The organism is Protofrankia sp. CiT1 (assembly GCF_917627335.1).
Classification (GTDB): Bacteria; Actinomycetota; Actinomycetes; order Frankiales; family Frankiaceae; genus Protofrankia.
The window spans coordinates 29310-47447 of sequence record NZ_CAKJTP010000020.1 but is presented as its reverse complement, the minus strand read 5'-3'; the positions used below and the strand labels follow the sequence as shown (position 1 = coordinate 47447).

General features: G+C 66.9%; 16 protein-coding genes, 1 tRNA gene and 3 pseudogenes. 11 read left to right on the top strand and 9 right to left on the bottom strand.

The window, feature by feature from the left end:
* Positions 1–203 precede the first annotated feature (203 nt).
* Positions 204–1592 (bottom strand): zinc-dependent metalloprotease, encoded by a 1389-nt coding sequence (locus MJ785_RS05915; protein WP_239312402.1) that lies wholly within the window; start codon positions 1590–1592, stop codon positions 204–206.
* A 152-nt stretch (positions 1593–1744) separates the two neighbouring features.
* Between MJ785_RS05915 and MJ785_RS05910 the strand changes: the two genes are divergently transcribed.
* From MJ785_RS05910 to MJ785_RS05900, 3 genes are all read left to right on the top strand, one after another.
* A complete protein-coding gene (locus tag MJ785_RS05910) occupies positions 1745–2254 on the top strand; it encodes a molybdenum cofactor biosynthesis protein MoaE (RefSeq protein ID WP_239312399.1) in 510 nt (169 codons plus the stop codon).
* A 14-nt stretch (positions 2255–2268) separates the two neighbouring features.
* Complete coding sequence (locus MJ785_RS05905) at positions 2269–2487, top strand: hypothetical protein (protein ID WP_239312396.1); 219 nt, start codon at positions 2269–2271, stop codon at positions 2485–2487.
* Positions 2488–2559: 72 nt separating this feature from the next.
* Positions 2560–3603 (top strand): PDZ domain-containing protein, encoded by a 1044-nt coding sequence (locus MJ785_RS05900; RefSeq protein ID WP_239345828.1) that lies wholly within the window; start codon positions 2560–2562, stop codon positions 3601–3603.
* Between the two features lie 60 nt (positions 3604–3663).
* Here the strand turns inward: MJ785_RS05900 and MJ785_RS05895 are convergent, their stop codons facing one another.
* Positions 3664–4170, bottom strand: coding sequence for a PPA1309 family protein (locus MJ785_RS05895; protein WP_239345829.1), 507 nt, complete (start codon positions 4168–4170; stop codon positions 3664–3666).
* 96 nt (positions 4171–4266) lie between these two features.
* Here MJ785_RS05895 and MJ785_RS05890 point away from each other — a divergent pair, with 96 nt between their 5' ends.
* The 3 genes from MJ785_RS05890 (at position 4267) to MJ785_RS05880 (ending at position 7799) form a co-directional block, all read left to right on the top strand.
* The gene (locus MJ785_RS05890; RefSeq protein WP_370652874.1) at positions 4267–7086 is read left to right on the top strand and encodes a UPF0182 family protein; all 2820 of its coding nucleotides are present in this window, start codon (positions 4267–4269) and stop codon (positions 7084–7086) included.
* Between the two features lie 254 nt (positions 7087–7340).
* Positions 7341–7417 (top strand) — tRNA-Met (locus tag MJ785_RS05885).
* A gap of 142 nt (positions 7418–7559) precedes the next feature.
* Positions 7560–7799: a PIN domain-containing protein gene (locus MJ785_RS05880; protein WP_239313496.1), complete on the top strand. Its 240-nt coding sequence runs from the start codon at positions 7560–7562 to the stop codon at positions 7797–7799.
* A 417-nt stretch (positions 7800–8216) separates the two neighbouring features.
* Here MJ785_RS05880 and MJ785_RS05875 read toward each other — a convergent pair whose 3' ends face one another.
* From MJ785_RS05875 to MJ785_RS05865, 3 genes are all read right to left on the bottom strand, one after another.
* Positions 8217–8540 carry a type II toxin-antitoxin system PemK/MazF family toxin gene (locus MJ785_RS05875; protein WP_239313493.1) on the bottom strand — a complete coding sequence of 108 codons (324 nt, stop codon included), beginning with the start codon at positions 8538–8540 and terminating at the stop codon, positions 8217–8219.
* On the bottom strand, positions 8537–8806 hold the full coding sequence (locus MJ785_RS05870; RefSeq protein ID WP_239313490.1) for a hypothetical protein: 270 nt from the start codon (positions 8804–8806) through the stop codon (positions 8537–8539). Before MJ785_RS05870 ends, MJ785_RS05875 begins: the two co-directional genes overlap by 4 nt.
* 441 nt (positions 8807–9247) lie before the next feature.
* Complete coding sequence (locus MJ785_RS05865; protein ID WP_239380149.1) at positions 9248–9451, bottom strand: hypothetical protein; 204 nt, start codon at positions 9449–9451, stop codon at positions 9248–9250.
* Positions 9452–9516: 65 nt separating this feature from the next.
* Between MJ785_RS05865 and MJ785_RS05860 the strand changes: the two genes are divergently transcribed.
* Together MJ785_RS05860 and MJ785_RS05855 are read left to right on the top strand one after the other, a co-directional pair.
* On the top strand, positions 9517–9765 hold the full coding sequence (locus MJ785_RS05860) for a type II toxin-antitoxin system Phd/YefM family antitoxin (RefSeq protein ID WP_239313485.1): 249 nt from the start codon (positions 9517–9519) through the stop codon (positions 9763–9765).
* Positions 9762–10202 carry a PIN domain-containing protein gene (locus MJ785_RS05855; protein ID WP_239313482.1) on the top strand — a complete coding sequence of 147 codons (441 nt, stop codon included), beginning with the start codon at positions 9762–9764 and terminating at the stop codon, positions 10200–10202. Before MJ785_RS05860 ends, MJ785_RS05855 begins: the two co-directional genes overlap by 4 nt.
* Before the next feature lie 276 nt (positions 10203–10478).
* Here MJ785_RS05855 and MJ785_RS05850 read toward each other — a convergent pair whose 3' ends face one another.
* Positions 10479–12857, bottom strand: coding sequence for an N-6 DNA methylase (locus MJ785_RS05850; protein ID WP_239380148.1), 2379 nt, complete (start codon positions 12855–12857; stop codon positions 10479–10481).
* A 418-nt stretch (positions 12858–13275) separates the two neighbouring features.
* Here MJ785_RS05850 and MJ785_RS05845 point away from each other — a divergent pair, with 418 nt between their 5' ends.
* Entirely contained in the window at positions 13276–13566 is a 291-nt protein-coding gene (locus MJ785_RS05845; RefSeq protein WP_239380147.1) for a nucleotidyltransferase family protein, read from the top strand.
* Positions 13556–13926: pseudogene (locus MJ785_RS05840) on the top strand (DUF86 domain-containing protein). The gene MJ785_RS05845 and the pseudogene MJ785_RS05840 overlap by 11 nt, the downstream one beginning before the upstream one ends.
* 169 nt (positions 13927–14095) lie before the next feature.
* Here MJ785_RS05840 and MJ785_RS05835 read toward each other — a convergent pair.
* Complete coding sequence (locus MJ785_RS05835) at positions 14096–15367, bottom strand: hypothetical protein (RefSeq protein WP_239380146.1); 1272 nt, start codon at positions 15365–15367, stop codon at positions 14096–14098.
* 391 nt (positions 15368–15758) lie between these two features.
* A pseudogene (locus tag MJ785_RS05830) lies at positions 15759–16007 on the bottom strand (integrase core domain-containing protein); the annotation flags it as partial.
* Between the two features lie 286 nt (positions 16008–16293).
* On the opposite strand from MJ785_RS05830, the gene MJ785_RS05825 reads away from it, so the two are divergent.
* On the top strand, positions 16294–16986 hold the full coding sequence (locus MJ785_RS05825; protein ID WP_239380144.1) for a transposase: 693 nt from the start codon (positions 16294–16296) through the stop codon (positions 16984–16986).
* A 745-nt stretch (positions 16987–17731) separates the two neighbouring features.
* On the opposite strand, the pseudogene MJ785_RS22140 reads toward MJ785_RS05825, so the two are convergent.
* Positions 17732–18076 (bottom strand): annotated as a pseudogene (locus MJ785_RS22140) (toll/interleukin-1 receptor domain-containing protein); the annotation flags it as partial.
* Positions 18077–18138: the final 62 nt, after the last annotated feature.

Genomic DNA, 18138 nt, shown 5'->3' with positions numbered 1-18138 from the left:
GACGGCTGGCAGTCAAGCCGGGTGACACACAGGTACCAGTGTGATGAAGAAGCCCCCGGTACGCGGCCGAGCTCTCCAGCTTCCCCTTCTGGAGGGTCCTCCGAATGACCGGGGGCTTCGTGTCCGTCAAGCTATGGCCGCACAGCGGTGGCGGTCAACGACCGCCACGCGGAGCATTGGTGGGTGCGTCACCGGGGCCTGCGTCATCCGGCGGTTCCGGGGCCTGCGTCATCCGGCGGTTGTGGCCGCGGTGGCTCCTGCTGGGCGGGGGTGTCGCGGAGCCGTTCCAGCTCCGCGAGCGGATCGCCCACCGTGTTGGCGTCGCCCGCGGCGAACCCCCGCGGGTCAGCGAGATCGTCGGCGTTCGGAAGCAGGTCGGGATGCGCCCACAGGGAGTCGCGTCCGTCGATCCCCCGGGCGTCCGCCACGGCCTGCCACAGCGCGGCCGCCTCACGCAGCTTGCGCGGGCGCAGGTTGAGGCCCACCAACGTCGCAAAGGTCTGCTCCGCCGGCCCGCCCTCGGCGCGGCGGCGGCGTACCATCTCCCGCAGCCTGGAGGCGGCGGGCAGGTTCTTCGCGGCGGCGGCGTCGGTGACCGTCTCCACCCACCCCTCGACCAGGGCGAGGATCACCTCCAGGCGGGCCAGCGCCGCGGTCTGTTCAGGCGTGGTCGCCTCGTCGAAGACGTCCTCGCCGAGGGCTTCCTGCAGGCTTGCCGGATCCATGATCCGCATTGGGTCGATCATCTCCATCGCCCGTGAAACCGCTTCCGAGTCGACCGCGATGCCTCGCGCGTATTCCTCGACCGCGCCGAGAACGTGCGCGCGTAGCCATGGGACATGGCCGTACAGACGCTGGGATGCCGCTTCGCGCAATGCCAGGTAGATCCGGACCTCGCTGGAGTCGATCCCCAGGCCCGAGCCGAAGGCCTCGACCCCCGCGGGGACGAGCGCGGCGGTACGCGGCGGGCTGAGCGGCAGCCCGACATCCGTGGAGGAAACGACCTCACTCGCGAGCAGGCCGATCGCCTGACCGACCTGAGCGCCGAACAACATTCCACCAACCTGGCTGATCATGTTCATGATCGGCCCACTCGCGGACGCCAGCTGGCCCAGGTCGATGCCTGGTGGAAGCTGGGCGGCGAACTCGGGCGGCAGCCCGCCGCCCGCGTCACCCATCTGCGCGAGCCCGCTGGAGATCCCGCCACGCATGGCCTCGGCGATCCTGGTCGCCACCGGATCGCACAATGTCCGCCAGACCGGCAGGGTCACCTCGATCCACCGGTTACGGGTCCATCCTTCGGCGGTTGTCGCCCCGGCGGGTAGCGTGGTCACCGGATCGAGCCAGATGTCGGCGAGCCGGACCGCCTGGCGAACCTCCTCGACCTCGCTGTCGGACACGGCACGGTCAGCGTCGCCGAGCGCACGTACCGCGACTTGGCGTGCGAGTTCCCAGTTCACCGGCCCGTCGTGCCAGGCCAGCAGCCGCTCCAGCTCGGCGAAGAACGGCGCCCCGCCGCCGGACGGCGGGCCGGAGGCACCGCGCGAGGACGAGTCACCCGGGGTGAACCCGAAGGGGAAGCCGCCGCTCATCGTCGGCGTCCCTGCCGGGTGGATGCGAGTTGAGGCCCAGGGCCCATGGATCCGGACATGCACCAACGGTAGTGCGTTTTCCCGCGGATGCCGAAACGACATCACGATACGACTACTGGAACGGTTTGGATCGCCCGCCCGAGCGTCCGCTGATGAAGATGATGACGCCGGTCAGGCGGATCCCCTACGGTCGGATCGTGGGCCACATCCATGCTGGGCAGGAGGCGCAACACAGGACTGCCGGGCAGGTCGTCATCGCGGCGATCCGCGAACGGGAGCTGTCGGTCGACGAGTGCCTGAAGGCCGTGCGCGGGCCTGCCGTGGGCGGGGTCGCCGTTTTCGTCGGGACAGTACGTGATCATGATGGCGGGCGTGGCGTGGCCGCGCTGGAGTACACCGCCCATCCACGGGCCGGCGGCGAGATCGTACGGGTGGCCGCTGGCGTGGCCGCCGTCCATCCGGTCCGGGCGGTGGCTGTCACCCACCGGGTGGGGCTGCTCGGTGTCGACGACATCGCCGTGGTTGTGGCGGTGGGGGCCACGCACCGCGCCGAGGCTTTCACGGCCTGCCGGCGACTGATTGACGACGTCAAGGAACACGTGCCGATCTGGAAGCGCCAGGTATTTGCAGACGGTTCGTCGGAGTGGGTAGGCGCCTGCTGAACGGGGCACCTACGATGGTGTCCGCCTCCCTTCTTCCCCGTCTCGACGCCGAGGCCGCCATGTGGTTTCTGCTCATCCCGCCAATTGCCGTCCTCATCACTCTCGTCTGGCTCGCGTTGCGGTCACGCCCGGAACGCAAACCCGAAGCATTGATCACCGTGGAGGGCTACCGTCGCAGCATGGCCGCGCTCGCACGGCCCATGGGCGTTCCACGTGATCAGTCCGTACGGTGACATGACCCCCATGTCGCTCATGTCGCCGGGCCAGCCCGGCGGGCGCTGAATGGCGGGTTCTAGACTGCCAGCATGACGCGGCGTATCCAGACACTTCTCGTCGCGTCTGTCTTGGCGCTGGTGCTCACGGTAGTGGGTTTGTCGCTGCCTGTGCCGTTCGTGATGCTTTCACCCGGCCCGGTGACCGACACGCTCGGGCGTCCCGACGGCAAGCCGCTGATCGAGATTGTCGGCCGCGAAACCTATCCGACATCCGGGAAGCTTGAGCTCACCACGGTCGAGGAGGTGCCCAAGCTGAGCGTGCTGGACGCGGTCCACGGCTGGTTCGACACCGATCGTGCCGTGGTCCCGCGGGAGCTGCTGCAGCCACCGGGCACGAGCGACGAGGAGGCCCGGCAGGAGAACACCGCGGCTATGATCGATTCGCAGGATCAAGCCACCTCCGCGGCTCTCGGCGAGCTCGGCATCACCCCGACCGGCACCTCCGTGCTCGTGCAGCAGATCATGGATGCATCGTCGCCCGCCGCGGGAAAGCTGCGCGTGGGTGACGTCATCGTGTCGGTCGACGGCACCGCTGTGTCCACTCCGCAACAGGTGCAGGATGCGGTGGTCCGGGTTCATCCCGGTCAGCCGGTAACCGTCTCCTTCATCCGTGACGGCGGCGCGCCGGCCCAGACCTCGATCACCACCGTGGCGGCGCGCAACGACCCGAGGCGTCCAGTCATCGGCATCAGCACGATGGAGAAGCGCAACTACCCTTTCACGGTTAAGATCAAATTGACCGACGTGGGGGGGCCGAGCGCCGGTCTTATGTTCGCTCTCGGCATAGTCGACCTTCTTACGCCAGGCCAACTCACCAACGGTCGCACAATTGCGGGCACCGGTACCATCGACGCCGGCGGCACGGTCGGCCCGATCGGGGGCATCCAGCAGAAGCTGCTCGGCGCTCGCAGGTCGGGCGCGGTCGTCTTTCTCGTACCGGCGGCGAACTGTCCGGATGCTCGGGAATCGGCACCGGCGGGCCTCCGGCTTGTGCGGGTCGAGACCCTCAAGGGGGCTGTCCGCGACCTGACGGCGCTCGTGGATAACCCCCAGGCCGTCGTCCAGAGCTGTTGATCATTGCCTTGCCCGGCTGGCTGGCTGAGCCGCTCCACCAGCCAGCGGCGAACGGGACGGTCAGTGAAAGGTCGCCAGCAGGCCGTCCACGAGGCTGTCCGCGAGGTCCGGATCGACCACCAGCTCGTCGTCGCCGCGGACCCGCAGGCATGACGCGTGTTGCCCGTCCCGGGTCACTCCGACCGCGAGCCGGACGTCCTGGCGTTCGGGATGGCTGGCGGCCCAGATCTCGATATCCCGCTCATCGTATGGAGTCTCCTGCTCGGCGCTGGGCGGCAGGACGACGAGTTCGGTGACGAGGACGCAGCCAAGCACCTCCGGTGGCCAGCCGATTGCGGCCAGGACCTCGTCGAGACGGCCGGCCGGCAGCGGCTCCTGTTCGACGGGGGTGAGTGAGCCGGGCGCGGTGTCGCCGATGTGCGAGGCGAGGGCCGGTTCGCGGGCGATGAGCTCGGAGGTGTCGGCCAACGCGTAGACCTGACTGGGCTGATCCCAGCCCAGATCGGCGACGTGCCGTTCGACCTCCAGCACAACAGCGGTCAACTCGTTGATGTCGGGGCTGGTCACGAGCGCATCCTCTCCGATGGCGCCACCCGGGCACTGGCGTAGGTTGCCTTCCAGGTGGACAACCCGGTCGTCTGCCCCGGACGCAAGGAGGAGCGAGTGGCAGCAGCCCGCAGACCACTGGTGGCGCGTACCCGCATCCTCATCCCCGCGCTGCTTGTGGTCATTGTTCTGATCGTTTTGCTGGGCGTCTTCACGCGGGTTTACACCGACCTGCTCTTCTTCCGGTCGGTCGGGTTCGGCAAGGTCTTCAACACCGTCCTGTCAACGCGGATACTGCTGTTCGTCATATTCGGTGCCCTGATGGCGGTGGCGATCGGTACCAACCTTGTGCTTGCGTACAGGCTGCGACCACCGATCCGCCCGCTGTCGCTTGAGCAGCAAAACCTCGAGCGCTACCGAGTCGCCGTTGAACCGTACACAGTTCTGATCCTGTTCGGGGTCTCGGCCCTGTTCGGTATCGTAGCGGGTGTCTCGGCGTCCGGCCGCTGGCGGACGTGGTTGTTGTGGCTGAACGGCGAGCCCTTCGGGCAACGTGACCCGCAGTTTCACCGTGACATCAGTTACTATGCTTTCACATACCCGTTCCAGCGGTTCCTGCTGGGTTTCCTGCTGACGACCGTGGTGCTGTCGTTGCTGGTGACGCTGGTGACGCATTACCTGTTCGGCGGCATCCGGCTGCAGACCCAGGGAGAGCGGGTGGTGCCGGCCGCGAAGGCGCACATATCCGTCCTGCTGGGGCTCCTTGCCCTGCTCAAGGCGTGGGCCTACTACCTCGACCGCTTCGGGCTCGTGTTCTCCTCGCGGGGGGTTGTCAACGGCGCGTCCTACACCGACACCCATGCCGTCCTGCCGGCCAAGCTCATCCTCCTGTTCATCTCGCTGTTGTGCGCGGTGCTGTTCATCTACAACATCTTCCAACGCGGCTGGACGCTGCCCCTGCTGTCCACGGGGATACTGGTGCTGTCGGCGCTGGTGGTCGGCGGAATCTACCCGGCAATCGTCCAACAGTTCCAGGTCCGGCCGAACGAGGCGTCCCGGGAGGCCCCTTACATCGCCCGCAACATCGAGGCCACCCGGGCGGCGTACGCGATCCAGCAGATAGCCCCGTTGCCGTATGACGCCAGTACCGTGCCCGACGCCGCGAAACTCGGTGCGGATTCGGCGACGCTGTCCAACGCCCGCCTGCTGGACCCCAACCGGCTGTCCCGGACGTACGACCAGCTGCAGCAGATCCGTGGTTACTACGGCTTCCCGCCGTCGCTGGATATCGACCGCTACACGGCCACCGGACCGGACGGGCAGAGCGCGACCCACGACTATGTGGTCTCGGTCCGGGAACTCGACCAGAACGGTCTCACCGAGCAGCAGCGTAACTGGATCAATCTGCATCTGACGTATACGCATGGCAAGGGATTCGTCGCGGCGCCGGCGAACACCGTCGACACCTCCGGGCGGCCGAACTTCGCGGAGCAGAACCTGCCGCCCACCGGGCCGTTGGGCCTGACCGAGAGCCGGATCTACTTCGGCGAGATGTCGCCGGGGTACTCGATCGTCGGTACGAAGCAGGCGGAGATCGACGGGCCGGGCGTCACCGCGGACAGCCAGTCGACGACAACCTACGACGGTGCCGGCGGCGTGTCGATCGGGTCGACGTTCCGCCGGGCGTTGTTCGCGCTGCGCTTCCAGGAGAAGAACATACTGCTGTCCAGTGACATCACCGGGAAATCCCGCATCCTGTACGTGCGCAATCCGCGTGACCGGGTGAGCCAGGTCGCGCCCTGGCTCACCCTCGACGGCGATCCCTACCCGGCGGTCGTCAACGGGAGGGTCGTGTGGATTCTCGACGGCTACACCACCTCCGATGGATATCCTTATGCCGAGCGCAAGACACTCGGTTCGGTCACCGCGGACGCCGTGACGAGCCGTGCGTCAAACCGGTCCGCGCAGGGGGCCAGCGAGGTCAACTACATCCGGAACTCGGTGAAGGCCACCGTTGACGCGTACGACGGAAATGTCACGCTCTACGCCTGGGACGAGTCCGACCCGGTGCTCAGGACCTGGATGAGCGCGTTCCCCGGCACGGTCAGGGCGAAGAAGGACATTCCGGCCGGGCTGCTGGAGCATCTGCGCTACCCGGAGGACTTCTTCAAGGTCCAGCGGGATCTCCTTGCCTCCTATCACGTGCGCGACCCGCGTGAGTTCTATTCCCAGGAGGACTTCTGGGCGGTCTCGCCGTCGCCGGACAACCAGAACCAGCCCCAGCCGCCCTTCTACGTGTACAGTCAGCTCGTCGATCATTCTCGGCCGTCATTCAACCTGACGTCGCCATTGCTGGCGAAGGGCTCGTCGAAACTCGCCGCCTACATGGCCGTGTCGAGTGATCCCGGTAATTACGGCGAGTTCCAGGTACTGCGGCTGCCGAAAGGCGTGACCATCAACGGGCCGGTGCAGGTGCAGAACCTCATCGAGTCCAAGGGCGACATCTCCAAGGAGCTGAGCCTGCTGCGGGGCGAAGGTTCGCAGACGATTCAGGGGAATCTGCTCACTCTCCCGGTAGCCGGTGGCCTGCTGTATATCGAGCCGTACTACGTCCAGGCGCGGGAAAACGCGGTGTACCCGACGCTGCAACGGGTGGCCGCGGTCTTTGGTGATCGCATCGGCTTCGCGCCGACGCTGGACGAGGCGCTGAGCCAGGTCTTCGGCGTGACCGGCACGCCACCGAGCACGACGGCCCCACCGAACACGACGGCCCCACCGAACGTACAGCCCCGCCAGGCACAACAAGCAACACGGAGATCCAACAGGCGATCGCGGACGCGGATCGTGCCTTCGCCGCCGGGCAGGACGCGTTGCGTAAGTCACCCCCCGACTTCGCTGCCTACGGCGCCGCCCAGAAGGACCTGTCGGACGCGCTGAACCGGTTGGCGCAGCTCACCAGGACGCCACCTGCCGCCTCGGTGGCCCCCGCACCGTCCGCGCAGGGCTCACCCCCGGCAGCCGTACCACCTTCCTCGCCGGCCGTCGCCGCGGATTCGGCCGCGCCCGCGGCTCCCGCGGCTCCCGCGGCGACCACCTTGACGGCGGTACCTGGCAGGTAGGCCGGCTGGAAAAATTAATCAAGATCGTTTGACACCCCCCGCCTGGCGTCCTGTAAGGTGAACTCACACCGACGCGGGGTGGAGCAGCTCGGTAGCTCGCTGGGCTCATAACCCAGAGGTCACAGGTTCAAATCCTGTCCCCGCTACCAGCGAAAGGCCCTCGGAGAAGCCCTCTCCGAGGGCCTTTTCCATGGGGCGCCGCTTGTCGTTCATCGGGATCATGGATGGTGAACGTGATCTGGCTGAACGTTCATCTCGGATCCTTCGCGAGGAGTTAGGCGAGCCGGACCGGTGATAGTTGTCGACACCGGTGTACTCGTCGCCGCCATCAACAAGCGAGACAAGTTCCATCGCGCTGCCCAACTGGTGCGGCGCTACGCCGATCTTCCGCTCGACACAGTCGACGCCGTGGTGGTCGCTACAGCGGAACACCTGGGCACGCCCAAGGTCGCGACGGTCGACCGCAAGGACTTCCAGATCGTCGTTCCCAGCCACTGCCGCGCTTTCGAGCTTCTGCCGACCCTCGGTTGACTTCCGCGCACCAGCACGAACCCCGATCTTTACTGGCCCCCAGTCGAGGTCCAGGTCCTCAGCCCATTGGCGGTCGTGCGCTCGTACCAGAAGCGCGGGGTCGGCTCGGCCCTTGTTCACCATGGCCTCAACATCCTCGCTGAGTCCTCGGTGCCACTCGTCTTCCTCGGATAGTCCCCCTTCGCGGACGTGTGCAGCCCGGGGGTGGTACCAGTCACCCTCGCGTAGATCTCAGGCTTCTACCAGCATCTTTTTTGGTGATCGGGCCGCATATCCGGTGTCCGTACCCGGGTTGCACATGCCGCGCGGCCCGGCTGGGGGCCGGTAGGAGCAACTCGACAGATCCGTCAGTTGCGTCGGGCCTCTGTCTTCGTCCAGTCGCGGGGGAGGCCGATGTACGGGAGCCAGGCGATGCGCTCAGCGAAGCAGTCCGAGGTAGCGCGAGAGGGTGTGCTCAACCTGCGCCATGTCGTCGCGGGAGAGGTAGTCCACGAGGTCACCCGCGACATAGGAGCTGTCGATGGTGCGGATCTGGTCGATCAGGATCCTGGTCGACCGCCCCGCGATGGTCACCTCCGGTCTGAAGGTGGACGCCTGCGCGCCGGTCGACGTTGGAACGATCGTGACCGTGGACCACGCGTTCTGCTCAATACTCAGGACGAGGCCGAGTCGACGCCCCCGCTGTTCATGCCCGCGCTTGGCGTCGCCGAGATCCACCGGGTACACCGCCCCGTGGATCATGGTTGGTCCTGCGATCTGGCTGGTACCGCGAGGTTCGTACCTGTGATTCTGATGTTGCCGTTGGCGTCGTACTCCCACGCATCGGGTTCGGCGGACAGATCCTCGTTCCGCAGCCGGTGCATATCCTCGCGGGCACGCGCCTCCCACGCCTCCCGGTCAAGCAGTCGCAGGGCGCGCCGGATGACGTCGCTGGTCTTCTCGTCCTGACGGCGGTTGGCCTCAACGATCCGGAGGTCCTCTTCGGTGGGGCGGAATCCGACGCTCATGAGGCCACCGTACAACAAACGTACAACATCTGGGTGCTCGGCGCACGCGTGGTCGGGGGCATCTGTGTCCCGGGGTGGTACCCATGGTGCTGGTACACGCGAACGCGCTGCTGGCCGGGAGCGGGCCGACCTGAGTGGTTCCGGCAGACCTGCGCAAGCCGGAGTGCGGCGTCACCTGGTCACGGCGACACCCCTTGACGTGGGACGCGCCAAGCCCATCAAGACTGTCGACCGGCAGCAGCCGCAGCCGGTGGATCCTCGGCGACAACCACCCGGTCACCCTGCTTGCGGCGGCCATCCTCGCCTTCGCACTGGGCAGGTTGGGTGAGCACCAAGCGGCGCGGGAACTGGCCGCAGACACCCTCGCCTCCAGTCTCCGGGGCTGGCTGGGCGGGGTTCTGGGACGGCGCGCACACTGCGCAGGTAACCCAGCATCGGTGCTCATCCCCGCTCTGTGACAAGCGACCGGCGCTCCTGGCCACGCCATACCCGCAGGTATTCCTCGGCGACCTTCGCCTGGGTCATCCACGCTGCCTTGCGGATCATCGACAGGTGCATCGCGTAGACCCGGCCCCCGCCGCCGGCATCCCACCCGTACCCGTACGCACCTCCGACGACCGGCTCGGACACTTCGAAGGCGTGCACCGGGTCGTCATGGACCCGCAGCCTCGCTGTAGTACATTTACGATCTCCCGTAGTACATTGGAGGTATGGAAGCCACCGCACGGGAGTTCAACCAGCAGGCCGCGAAGATACTCGCTGCCGCCGAGCGCGGCGAGACGATTGCGGTGACGAAAAATGGGCGCCATATCGCCACGCTGGTACCCGCCGGTCACGCCGAACCCGTCCCCCCCTACCCGGTCGATCCCATGGGAGACGACGACCTTCCTCTCTTCGATGGCCCGGCCGACATGTCAGCCCGAGTCGACGAGATGCTCGCGGAGGGTTTCGGCTTGTGATTGTTCCGGTTGCAATCGCCGATACCTCCGCCCTCCTCGCCGTGTTCAATCGCCTGGACGCCGAGCATGCGACCTGCTCCAAGACCCGCACCAAAATCGGGCATTTAGTAATTTCTCCCTTCGTGCTATCCGAGCTGGACTACCTGATCTCGACTCGGATAGGGGCCGACACGGCTGTCACAGTCCTGGATCACATTCTGGGCAAAGTTGACATCAGACGGTACGAGGTGGCGGATCTGTCTCCCCACCTGCACACCGCCCGTGCTTTGATGGCTCTCTACAAGAACATGAGTATTGGGATCACTGACGCGATGAACGCGGCTCTCGCCGCCTACTTCCGTACTGACGCCGTGTTCACTCTCGATCGGAAGCACTTCCGCGCCATCCGTCCCATCAGCGGCCACCCGCACTTCCGGCTACTACCGGATGACCTCTGAGGAAGAAATCGGCGCGGATCCCTTCCGTGCCGAGGTGAACCGCATGGCTCGGGACTGTCAGAAGATCTTCCGGTAGCTACCAACAACGGGGCCTTCACCTGCGGAAACGGCCCGCTGGCGCTGGGTGTTACACCGTTGTTCTTACAGGCCCGCCGGACAAGCAGCCGGAGGCCATCCGCCTCGTGATCGAGCAGATGGAAGCTATGGCACCCCGATACGTCACGGGATAGCAGCCGTCGATCAGGTCGGGCCGGTACTGGATCCGTTTGAGTAGCCTCACACAGCGTTTCTGACCGTTGCCGGGAAAGGCTCACTGACCACTGATGTGCCAGGTCGTGCCGCGCCGGCGATGGAGTGGTCCGCGAGCAGGTCTCGAAGGCGGGTGACGACTTCCCCGATCCGCTGGCTGATCTCGCTCACCTCGTCGCACTTGGCGAGATAGGTGATGAGGGCGTCGGTGTTATGGGGTGGCCGCGGGATGGTCAGGCGGCGGAGGCTGTCGGCGCTGAGGGCACGGACCGTCGCGCCGACGCTCCGCCGGGCCAGGATGTCCTGAACCAAGTGGGTGCCGAGGTAGTAGTAGAGGTAGTCGGCCGAAAGCCAGTCCGCGGTCGGCCGCAGTCTGATCAGCGCGGTTCCGAACGCCCATCCCTCGTGGTCGGGCTCCACTATGGCTCGGTGGCCGCTGTCCCCGATCCGGCTGTAGACGATGTCTCCTGGCTGCAGCAAGTACTGGGCCAGATCCTTCCGGGCCGCCGCGCGGTCGATCATGTAAAGGTCGTCGGTCGCGATGCGGTGCTTGTTGATGTCGGGAGGTCGAAGTAGCGGGACCGCGTCCGACTCGCGGCTTCGAGGAAGATATTTTCGGCCGGATGGCCCGGTCTTCACATCGCATATGGTCCCGAGCTCGCAGGATCCCCGGCTGTCCGCTGCCGACGAATCCGGACCTAGTTCCGTGAGAAGACGGCGAAGTGTTTCGCGAGCGTCCGCGACCCGGTGGTTGAGTTCCTCAAGCTCCTCATGAAGGGCGTGAGCCGTCACGGTGACACTCTCGGTGGCGGACGCGAACTGCGGAACCATCGGGAGATACAGCCTCGGTTCCAACCGGTAGTCCAGCTGCCCAATCTTTTGCACGGTTGCGGTGGCAGTGACGCCGTCCACCGGGACGTACTGTCCGGGTGGGCTGGCCGCCCATGTCTGGTAGGCGCCGACGATCGTGGCATGGGCCGCGTCGCTGAGCTGATGGCGCCGGTCGTGGGCGACCGCGCCTGTCTCCAGGCGGGTTGCGTCGATGAACAGCACCTCGTCGCGGCAAGGGCGGGTACGGCGATCGAGCACCCACAGGCTCACTCCGACGGGACTCTCGGAGAACAGCTTCGCGGGTAGCGCGATGACACAGCGGACGATTCCCGCGTCCACCATGTCACCACGGATCCGCTGCTGCTGCGGCTTGGTCTTCGCAGCGGCGCTGGTGGGCATGATGACAGTCGCCCGACCACGCTCGTCGAGCACGGACAGGCAGTGCTGCAGCCAGGCGAGATTGCCATCGTCCCGTGGCGGCTGGCCGAACTCCCATCGGTCGCTGCGGACGAATTCCGCGCCCCAATCCTTCTGATTGAACGGCGGGTTGGTCAGGACGACGTCAAAGCTTCCGAGCAGTCCCGTGCCATGATGGCGTAGCGCGTTTTCGGGCCCGGGGCCCAGATCGGCGGGCAGGCCGTGGATGGCGGCGATCAGCTTCGCTATCCGCCAGGAGTGTGCGCCGCGGGCCTGACCGTGCAGGACCTGCTCGGGCTCGCTGGTCTCGGCACGTCCGGTCCGGGCCCGCAGTCCAGCGGCGATCAGCAGCTCCCCGGAGCCGCAGCAGGGGTCGTAGATCCGCTCGCCGGGACGCGGCGCCAGCAGATCGGCGACAAGACGGGCGACGGTGGGCCGGGTGACGAAGTCGGACCCCGGGCGCCTGCGTTCCTCCGCGTCTTGGTCGAGCACGTACTGGCTGACGACCGGCCCGATCTCCGCCTCCGGTACGCCCGCTCCCGGCAGTGTGCCGAGCGCGTTCTCGATGGCCCCGGCCAGATGCAGGATCCGCGGTTCTGGCGGCAAGCTGCCGAGAACGTCACGAAGCACATCCCAGAGCCCGGCGGAGTGAACGTGCTGGGCCTTCATCATCGCCTCAAGCTGAGCGATGTCCGCGCCCTGCGCATAGGAGCGGCGCAGCGCGGCCCAGCCTTCGGGATCTGCCTGACGAAGATAGGCTAGGGCCAGCAGGCGCTCCGCCCGGGTTCCGGTGCTTGCCGAATCCCACATCGTCGAGAGCTGCTGCCACAGCGGCGACAGCAGCCGTCTGGACGCGGCCCCGTGGCCCGCACCGGAGGCCGCCGCGTCTGCCGGGGGCAGCCGCAGGCTCTCGCGGAACCGGTGACCGAACGTCGACCCCGATGTTTCGTCCGGCCGTCGACGCGGGCGATCGATCGTATGCGTGTCGAGCCAGATCGCGACCTCGACCGCCGCGAACCGCTGCGGGCTTGATCGACCTACCGGGTGCGGGAAGTTCGTGTACCGCCGCGCCCAGTTACTGACCGCCTGCGTCGTCACGCCGGCTGCTGAGGCGATCTCCTCCCGGGTCACGAGCTGTTCGGCCCCTTCACCGGTCATCCTTGGTCACCCCGTCGGGAGTGCAGCAGCCGAGCCAGCCGGCGCGTGCGGGCGTCGCTGCCCACCACCCAGCTCAGGAACCCGATGAGAGTGGCAGTGACGAGCACAACCGCCACCGAGCCCGGCAGCGACGGGCTCCATCCAAGACCCAACACGACCGGAGCGGCTCGAGGCAGCCGCCCATCCCCCCAGGGCCATCCCGGCAGTTTCCACGGCGGCCAAGGCCGCCCCGCACCCGTTGATCTCATGGCGGCAACGTTCGCAGACGTCCCCTGCCGCAATCAAGTGCGTAGTTCGCTTACGCCCTAATCTGTTTCATCGGCACACACAGGACGCCGCCGGGCGTCGCGCTGTGAACGCGCGTGAGGCGGTGCCGCAGTCGTGCGGTCGTGGCCTGTCTGGGGGCGATAATGGTCGGGTGACCGTCGACCTGCGTGACAGCCGGATTGCTGAGGTGTGCCGGCGCTACGGCGTCGCCGAGCTGTCCGTTTTCGGCTCGGTGGCGCGCGGCGACGGCATCGGTTCCTCAGACGTCGACCTGCTGTATGTGCTGGCGTCCGACTCGACGCTTGGCTTCGAGATCGTCGATCTCCGAGACGAGCTCGAGAAGATCGTCGGACGTCGCGTCGACCTGGTGCCCAAGTCCCGGCTGAAGTGGGTCATCCGCGATCAGGTGCTCGCGGAGGCGAGGGTCCTCTATGCGGCGTGACGAGCTGTATCTCGTCGACATGATCGAAGCGGCGGCGACCGTGACGACGTTCGTCCAGGACATCGATGAGGCCACGTTCGCAGCGAGCGACCTGATCCAGAGCGCTGTTCTCCAGAAGCTGCTGGTGATCGGTGAGGCGGCCGGGCGAGTCTCATCCGGGATCCGCGCGCGCTGGCCGGATGTGCCGTGGCGATCCGTACAGGCTTCCGCAACATCGCCGTCCACACATACTTCGACGTCGACTGGTCAATCGTGTGGCGCATCGCCGCGACCGCGCTGCGCGAACTTCAGGAGCAACTGACAACGCTCCTCAAGACGGAGTTCCCGCTCGTCGCCAGCCAACTCGACCAGCCGCACTGACCACGGGCACATCGCCCTGGATCCGGAACCGCCGGAAAGTCGACAGTCCCGGGCGGATCGGGGTTGTGAGACCCCACCCGGTCGGGGTCGAGACGAACGCGGCCGAACCCGGTCCCGACAGGGGTTGGGGACCGGGTCCGGCCGCAGGTGAGCGCCTACCTAGTGCTGGCTACTTGAGGGCGACGCCTCCGGAGTTGCGGTAGGCGATCGTCTTGTTGATCAGGTTGCCACCGTCGGTCTCGGGCGTGGTCTGTTCGGACCATCCCGCGCCGAACAGCAGGGCCGCGACATGGGCATCGGCCACCTGGGTCATGTGCGAGAACAGCCAGTCCACCTTGTCGTCCTGGTAGTGGCTGGGCGTGTTGTTCTGCGCCATGTTTCCCACCGGGATCTGCCACAGCAGCACCGGCTTGCCGACCGCCTCGGCCATCGTCTTGTAGAAGCTCAGGGCGGTGGCGGCCTTCTGGTCGGTCCAGAAGGTGTCCTTGCCCCCGTGCGCCGGCTGGGCGTACCAGCCCGCGTCCCGGTCGGAGATGTCGGTGACCAGGAAGTCGCCGGCGTTGGCGCCGAGGTCGACGTAGTCGCTCTTGCACTTCTCGATGTTGCTCTGCCAGTCGAAGCAGGACATGTGCAGGCCCACGCCGGCGTTCGGCGCGTACTTACGGGTCATCGCGATCATGCACTGGGCCAGGCCCGAGGCACTGTTCTCCTGGGAGCCGCAATCGGTCGAGTTCGCCGACCTCACCTGCGCCGGAACCTGGTGCAGATTGCCCAGCGATCGGGCGAAGCCCCAGAAGTCCGGCTCAAGGTCGATCAGGTCCCGCGACGTGCCGATCTTCTGCAGGAAGAACCGGTAGTCGTTCAGGTACTTGCCGAGCAGGTCGGCGTTGTTGATGACCTTGACCTCGTCCGGGCCCTCACTCAGGCCGGCCATACCTGCGACGTCGATCAAGGAGTACCAGTCCCAGACCATCCCCTGCGGGTGCGCCTTGCCCTGGTAGGTCGCCTTGGCCACGGAGTTCTCGCGCACGGTGATCTGAGTACCGGGTGCGGTGGTGGGGCCGGTCCAGCACCCCCACCAGTTCGACCATGCCGAATCGCAGCGCGCCGCCGTGTACGCGGCCGGCGTAGGTGCGGGCTGGCTGTGCACGTAGCTGTACTGCAGGTCGAACGGAGCGGCGGACATCGAGGCGTCGGACATCGAGCCGCCGACCAGCACCGTGCTGCTGCCCATGAAGGTCTTGGTCGAGCCGCCGCTACTGGTGGGCGACGCCCCGCCCGGGGTGCTACTGGCAGCCGAGGAGGCCGACGAGGAGGCCGATGGTGTGGTAGCGGGCTGCGTGGTTACCGACGAAACCGTCGGCGTCGGCGTCTGCGAAGGGCTAGCCGCGGACGCGGGCACCTTGATCGGGTTACACGCGGTGGCCACGCAGAGCGTCATGCCAATTCCGAGCATGACCGCGGCGGGCCGCCGGGACTGCGATGGTCGAGCTGCGGCACGGCGTCGTCGCGCGAGGGCGGACAGGGGCATGAACTCTCCGTTGTCGTGTCTACGCGACCGCAAGGTCGCACGGGTTGGGCCCCCAGCCGTTGCGACCCTAATGACAACCTTTGGCGCATGTCTACATCGATGCCCGAGTTGTTACCAGCTTGAGCTGATGTAGGTGCCTCGTCGACGGTCGTGGCACCGTCGTGAGACCACGGCCCTGCGGCGTCGACCCGGCCCGTGCCGACCGCGTCCTGGCCGCCGATTCTGGGGTGCGCGGGACGGCAAGCTACCTGCCCGTACCCTGAAGGGCGCAAGTATGCGATCTCGCTGGTCAGGTGCTTGATCAGGCGGCTCGTTGATATTCGTGGAGGAGGCTGCCGAGGTGATCGACGCGTCTGATCGGGCCGCTCGGATCGCCGGCTGAGGCCGGCCGATCGGGCATGTCGAGGGCGAGGCCGTGGTGGGGCCGAGCGGTGTTATGGTGCTCGATGTAGATCGACAGGACCTGTTCCGCGTGGCGCCGATTCCAGATCAAGGTCCAGTCCAGGTACTCGGCGCGGACGGTGCGCACCCAACGTTCGGCGAAGGCGTTCGCGCGCGGCGCCTGAAACGCTGGACTGCGACTCGGCCGACGTGGAGGTCTACGGCCGTCAGAAGCGCGGTGTCGCCTATACCCACGACGGGAAGAGGGCCGGCCGGCCGTTGCTGGTCAGCTGGGCGCGTACCGGGCTGACGCTGGCGGCCCAGCTGCTCGCCGGCAACCAGGACCCGCGGCCGTTCGTGACCGCCCTCATGCGTCGGGCGTTGGCGGTGCTGCCTGATGCGGTGTGCGCGCCGCCGCTGTTCCGGTGTGACAGCGCTTCTTCTCGGCCGGCTTCATGCATGCCATGGTCGCCGCCGGCGGCGACTTCGCGATCGCCGCGCCGCGCAGCCAGACGCTGTGGCGGGCGTATGCCGCCATCCCCGAAGACCGGTGGGTCGACGCCCGCGATATGCGCGGCGCGCAGGTCGCCGCCTGCGACTACGCCCCGGCCGGTGCCCCGGCCGGCACCTACACGATCGTGCGACGGGTGAAGGTCCGCGCCGACGAGGTCTCCACCGACCCGCGCTCCCGGCTGCGACGCACGATCCCGACCGGCCAGCTACAACTGATGCTCGACGGCGTCGCCGACCACGGCTGGGCCGTCAGCTTCCTCGTCACGAACATCCCCGCCGACGAGCCCGACGGGATCGTCGCCCTCGAGTGGTGGTTCCGCGGCCGCGCCGACGTCGAAACAAGGATCAAGGAACACAAGCTCGGCGCGGGACTACGGCACCTGCCCTCCGCCGACCCGACGATCAACCGGGTCTGGATGTGGGCGGCGATCCTCGCCGGCTGGATCTCCGCGTTGCTGCAGGCCATCACCGGCTACGACCAGCACACCGGCCGCGCGCACGCCCCGACCCTGCCAATCCCCGGTGGCCTCGCCCCGCGCCAGACCCATGAATCCAGGACCACGCCAGGACACCACAGAACCCGGCCAGGCCAGGCGTGTCATCCCTCATCTGCCCACAGCACGTCATATGTGTGAACACACACCGCGACGGCGCGGGCTCCCCGGCAAGCCGGACCGGTGAACACGAGGGCCGCAACGTCCGACAACTCAAGAACCGCCAGCGTCGAGGGTATCTGTCCGGAAAAGCCGGAACCCGTCGACGCGGGGCGCAGAACAGGCCAGTGTTCAACGATCTGCTGGAAAAGCATGTGTCGCCTTGACCGCTTGATTCCGCCCGTTCCTTCTGGCGGGCCAGATAGCGCCGTGGATCCCACCGGCCCTCGAACTCGGCGAGGCTGAACAGCCGGACCCGCCGTCGCCGTGCTTGGCGCAGAACCTCCTCCCCTGGTGGCTCACCCAGGTAGACCAGCTCCGAGTCCGGCCACGGCTCCAGCGGTAAGTACGTCGCCCGCACGACCGTGTTGTAGAACGCCTCGACCGCCTCCGCGTCCGGCGCGTTGACACTGATCCCAACAGGCCACCGCCGCCGTTCCCCATCACGTTCCCCAGACATATCCACATAGGGAAACAGCCCCTCCCGGTGGCTCCCGTGGACCGTCGCTTCGGGGTGCCGCTCCTTGCATGCCTCCTGGACCAGACCAAGCAGCCTGAGCCTCAGCTCCCCGTTGTCCGGCCCTGGAAAACGCGGCGGCTGCCCACGATCACCGGCCGCCGGATACCCCGGATACCCCGGAGCTACCGCGGACGGTGCCGCTTCGCCATTCGTGGCTGCCATCAACCCGTCGACCAGCACACGGTGAGCGTCGGCCGCCGAACGGTCGACAAGACTGATCCGCCCGATCTCCCGCAACAGCGGCGGAGCCTCGCACGGCGCCACCCGTACCGGAACCAGCAGCTTCTTCCCAGCAACCGCATCCACCAGCGCCGCGTTCAGCTCTGCCTTACACCACTTCGAATCCAGATAGGCAGGAGAAAGGATCACCATGACGCAGGACGCTGCCATCAGCTCCGCACGGATCCAGCCGACGAAATTCTCTCCAGGAACCGAGTGCCAGGCCTGCAGCCGAGGCTGATAGCCCGTCTCCCGCAGCTGCCAGGCAATCCACACCGCCCAAGGCGCGTCCGCTTCCGCGTAACTGAGAAAGACCGTCCGCCCGCCACCCACCACGCGCGGAGTCCCACCAAACGCCCCCGAAGTCACCTAACCAGGATGACACCCCAAGGAAA